The sequence below is a fragment of the Pseudomonas sp. AGC41 genome (assembly GCF_057334555.1).
Genome location: NZ_JBHFJB010000104.1, coordinates 4,870 through 9,154 on the forward strand (window position 1 = coordinate 4,870; position 4,285 = coordinate 9,154).

At 60.7% G+C, this 4,285-nt stretch carries 4 protein-coding genes; 3 read left to right on the forward strand and 1 reads right to left on the reverse strand.

Annotation, left to right across the window (positions count from 1 at the left end; genetic code table 11):
- Positions 1-175: 175 nt before the first annotated feature.
- Positions 176-922 (forward strand): FadR/GntR family transcriptional regulator, encoded by a 747-nt coding sequence (locus tag ACE04F_RS17635; protein ID WP_486108674.1) that lies wholly within the window; start codon positions 176-178, stop codon positions 920-922.
- 165 nt (positions 923-1,087) lie between these two features.
- Here ACE04F_RS17635 and ACE04F_RS17640 read toward each other — a convergent pair whose 3' ends face one another.
- Complete coding sequence (locus tag ACE04F_RS17640; protein WP_486108675.1) at positions 1,088-1,468, reverse strand: hypothetical protein; 381 nt, start codon at positions 1,466-1,468, stop codon at positions 1,088-1,090.
- A gap of 371 nt (positions 1,469-1,839) precedes the next feature.
- Between ACE04F_RS17640 and kdgD the strand changes: the two genes are divergently transcribed.
- Both kdgD and ACE04F_RS17650 read left to right on the forward strand, forming a co-directional pair.
- Positions 1,840-2,751: a 5-dehydro-4-deoxyglucarate dehydratase gene (gene kdgD, locus ACE04F_RS17645; RefSeq protein WP_186613371.1), complete on the forward strand. Its 912-nt coding sequence runs from the start codon at positions 1,840-1,842 to the stop codon at positions 2,749-2,751.
- A 67-nt stretch (positions 2,752-2,818) separates the two neighbouring features.
- Positions 2,819-4,264: an aldehyde dehydrogenase family protein gene (locus ACE04F_RS17650; protein WP_486108677.1), complete on the forward strand. Its 1,446-nt coding sequence runs from the start codon at positions 2,819-2,821 to the stop codon at positions 4,262-4,264.
- Positions 4,265-4,285: the final 21 nt, after the last annotated feature.

Below are 4,285 nucleotides of genomic sequence, written 5' to 3' on the forward strand. Positions count from 1 at the left end.
GGCTCGCTCCCACAAGGGGTGCTGGTATGTGTCGCAGGTTTATGGCTGTAGCCGTTCCCCTGTGGGAGCGAGCTTGCTCGCGATGAAAGCGACTAGGTTTCTGCACCAACGGTGATCGTACAACCACGTTGCGCTATGATGCGTATTCAGCCGCTTGTCAAAATAGAGATGCACCATGGAAAACCCGATCGACGTCCCACGCCTTCCCCGCAAGCGCCGCAGCCTGGCGCAGGAGCTGGTGACGGTGCTGTCCGAGCAGATTCGCGACGGTCTGCTCAAGCGTGGCGATAAATTGCCCACCGAGTCGGCGATCATGGAAGCCCATGGTGTCAGCCGAACCGTGGTGCGCGAGGCGATTTCCCGCTTGCAGGCGGCCGGCCAGGTGGAAACCCGCCACGGCATCGGCACGTTCGTGCTCGACACGCCGAGCCCGAGCGGCTTTCGCATCGACCCGGCAACAGTGGTCACTTTGCGTGACGTGCTGGCGATCCTGGAGTTGCGCATCAGCCTGGAGGTGGAATCGGCCGGTCTGGCGGCGCAGCGCCGCAGCAGCGAACAATTGGCGGCGATGCGTGCGGCGCTCGACGCCTTGAACGAAAGCGCGGCCCACGCCAGCGACGCCGTGGCCTCGGACTTCGCTTTTCACTTGGAAATCGCCCTGTCCACCGGTAACCGTTACTTCACCGACATCATGACCCACCTGGGCACCAGCATCATCCCGCGCACTCGGCTGAACTCGGCGCGCCTGGCCCATGACGACCAGCAGCACTACATGGACCGCCTGAGCCGCGAGCACGAGGAAATCTACGAGGCTATCGCCCGTCAGGACTCCGATGCGGCCCGTGCAGCCATGCGTTTGCACCTGACCAACAGCCGCGAAAGGCTGCGCCAGGCTCATGAAGAGGCGCAGGCGCAGGGCTGAATCGCACACTGCTCTGGCGGCATGATTGCTTTTGTGGCGAGGGAGCTTGCTCCCGCTGGGCTGCGAAGCGGCCCCAGGTTTAGGGCGGTTGCTGCGCAACCGAGCGGAAGCAAGCTCCCTCGCCACAGAGGTCTTGGAATCGGTCTAGAGTCGTGTTCCAGCCTATCAAGTCTCGATCTTTAACTTTACTGACGGCTCCGAATACAAGTCATAGCTGGATTCGTTGGAAAACCTGTAACGCAGTCCAACCTCTTTGTTCAAATATTTTTGCAGCGCTGCCCTAGGCACGGTGACTTTCAGCCCCGTTAGCTTGACGTAGTCCTCCCTGGCATCGTCCCACGTGCCTGCAGCGACTTGCTGGCCGGTCCACTCGGGAGAGTTTCGGTCGGCGCCAAGGATCGGATAGACAGACCAGTTAGCCGAGATCTCATTCGAGTCGGGAATCTGAACCTCCAGGTTTTCTCCGATTTCCGACAAACTGATCTTGACGCTCTCGGTGGGTTTGTCTGAGAACTGAACGAGGATGGGCATCGCGAAAGTCGACATGAGGTTACTCCTGTGAGGCGGCCCTGATCGTCGCGTTATGGGCGGCTCACTGTAAAAGGAAAGGGTCATGACCGGACATGGCTCGGTCACGCCAGCGTTATGCTCTCTTCCCCTTCATGGTGCCTACTGGCAGAGTTGACAGTAGCGATGAGCGGTCCAGGTGCTCGATCTGCACGCTTGCATCGCCCTTCGATCTCTCTCTCTCTGCGGTCCGATTCTCAAGGCTTTGGACCGTCCTACCAGCTCCCGACACCCAACAAAAGACGAAATACAGTTGACGCCCACATTTTAAGTTGTACGATGACCTACAACTTCTCACGAAGCTGAACCGCTTTCCTATAACAAACATTTGCGTCCAGGGTGTTCGAATAATGAATCCACAAGAACTGAAGTCCATCCTCTCGTCTGGCCTGCTGTCGTTCCCGGTCACCGATTTCACTGCCAATGGCGATTTCAATCGCGACAGCTACATCAAGCGCCTCGAGTGGCTGGCCCCGTATGGCGCCTCTGCATTGTTCGCAGCGGGCGGCACCGGTGAATTCTTCTCCCTGGCCGCCAGTGAGTATTCGCAAGTCATCAAGACTGCCGTCGATACCTGCGCTACCAGCGTGCCAATCCTCGCCGGTGTTGGCGGTGCCACTCGCCAGGCCATCGAATATGCTCAAGAAGCCGAGCGCCTGGGCGCCAAGGGCCTGTTGCTGCTGCCGCACTACCTGACCGAAGCCAGCCAGGACGGCGTTGCCGCCCACGTTGAAGCCGTGTGCAAATCGGTGAAGATCGGCGTGGTGGTGTACAACCGTAACGTCTGCCGCCTGAACGCCACCCAGCTGGAGCAACTGGCCGAGCGTTGCCCGAACCTGATCGGCTACAAGGACGGCCTGGGCGATATCGAACTGATGGTGTCGATCCGTCGTCGCCTCGGCGATCGCTTCAGCTACCTGGGCGGCCTGCCAACCGCCGAAGTCTACGCCGCGGCCTACAAGGCCCTGGGCGTACCGGTCTACTCCTCGGCGGTGTTCAATTTCATCCCGAAAACCGCGATGGACTTCTACCACGCCATTGCCCGTGAAGATCACGAAACCGTCGGCAAGATCATCGACGATTTCTTCCTGCCGTACCTGGACATCCGCAACCGCAAGGCCGGTTACGCGGTGAGCATCGTCAAGGCCGGTGCGAAAATCGTTGGCTACGACGCGGGCCCTGTGCGCACACCGCTGACCGACCTGCTGCCAGAAGAATACGAAGCCCTGGCCGCGCTGATCGACAAGCAAGGCAAGCAGTAACAGACCCGACAAAGCCGCTGAGCAATCAGCGGCTTTTTGCGTAAGGCTTATTGTAAGGAGAGCACTCGTGGCAGATTCAAAGCGTTTCGATAACTACATCAACGGTCAGTGGGTAGCCGGTGCCGACTATTGCACCAACATCAACCCGTCTGATTTGTCCGATGTCATCGGTGAATACGCCAAGGCTGACGCCGCTCAAGTCGACGCCGCCATCGACGCTGCTCGCGCTGCGTTTCCGGCCTGGTCGACCTCGGGCATCCAGGCCCGTCACGACGCGTTGGATAAAGTCGGCAGTGAAATTCTCGCCCGCCGCGAAGAACTCGGCCAATTGCTGGCCCGGGAAGAGGGCAAGACCCTGCCCGAAGCCATCGGCGAAGTGACTCGCGCCGGCAACATTTTCAAATTCTTCGCCGGCGAGTGCCTGCGCCTGTCGGGCGATTACGTGCCGTCGGTGCGTCCGGGCGTCAACGTTGAAGTCACTCGTGAAGCCCTTGGTGTGGTTGGCCTGATCACCCCGTGGAACTTCCCGATCGCTATTCCCGCGTGGAAAATCGCCCCGGCCCTGGCCTACGGCAACTGCGTGGTGATCAAGCCCGCCGAGCTGGTGCCGGGCTGTGCCTGGGCCTTGGCCGAAATCATTTCCCGCGCCGGTTTCCCGGCCGGTGCGTTCAACCTGGTCATGGGCAGCGGCCGCGTGGTCGGTGAAGTCCTGGTCAACAGCCCCAAAGTCGACGGCATCAGCTTCACCGGTTCCGTGGGCGTGGGCCGGCAGATCGCGGTCAACTGTGTGTCGCGCCAAGCCAAGGTTCAGTTGGAAATGGGCGGCAAGAACCCGCAGATCATCCTCGACGACGCCGACCTCAAGCAGGCCGTCGAGCTGGCGGTGCAGAGCGCGTTCTACTCCACCGGCCAGCGTTGCACCGCGTCGAGCCGTCTGATCGTCACCGCCGGTATCCACGACAAGTTCGTCGCGGCGATGGCCGAGCGCATGCAGTCGATCAAGGTCGGTCATGCATTGAAGGCCGGCACTGATATCGGCCCTGTTGTGTCCGAGGCCCAGCTCAACCAGGACTTGAAGTACATCGACATCGGCCAGAGCGAAGGTGCGCGGTTGGTCAGCGGTGGTGGTGTGGTGACCTGCGACACCGAAGGTTACTTCCTGGCGCCGACGCTGTTCGCCGACAGCGAAGCCTCGATGCGCATCAGCCGTGAAGAGATCTTCGGCCCGGTCGCCAACGTCGTGCGCGTGGCTGACTACGAGGCGGCGCTGGCGATGGCCAACGACACCGAGTTCGGCCTGTCCGCAGGTATCGCCACCACCTCGTTGAAGTACGCCAACCACTTCAAACGCCATTCCCAGGCGGGCATGGTGATGGTCAACCTGCCGACCGCCGGCGTGGATTACCACGTGCCGTTCGGCGGGCGCAAAGGTTCGTCCTATGGTTCGCGTGAGCAAGGTCGCTATGCGCAAGAGTTCTACACCGTGGTGAAGACTTCCTACATCGGCTCGTAATACGCAACACCGGTCGGCGCC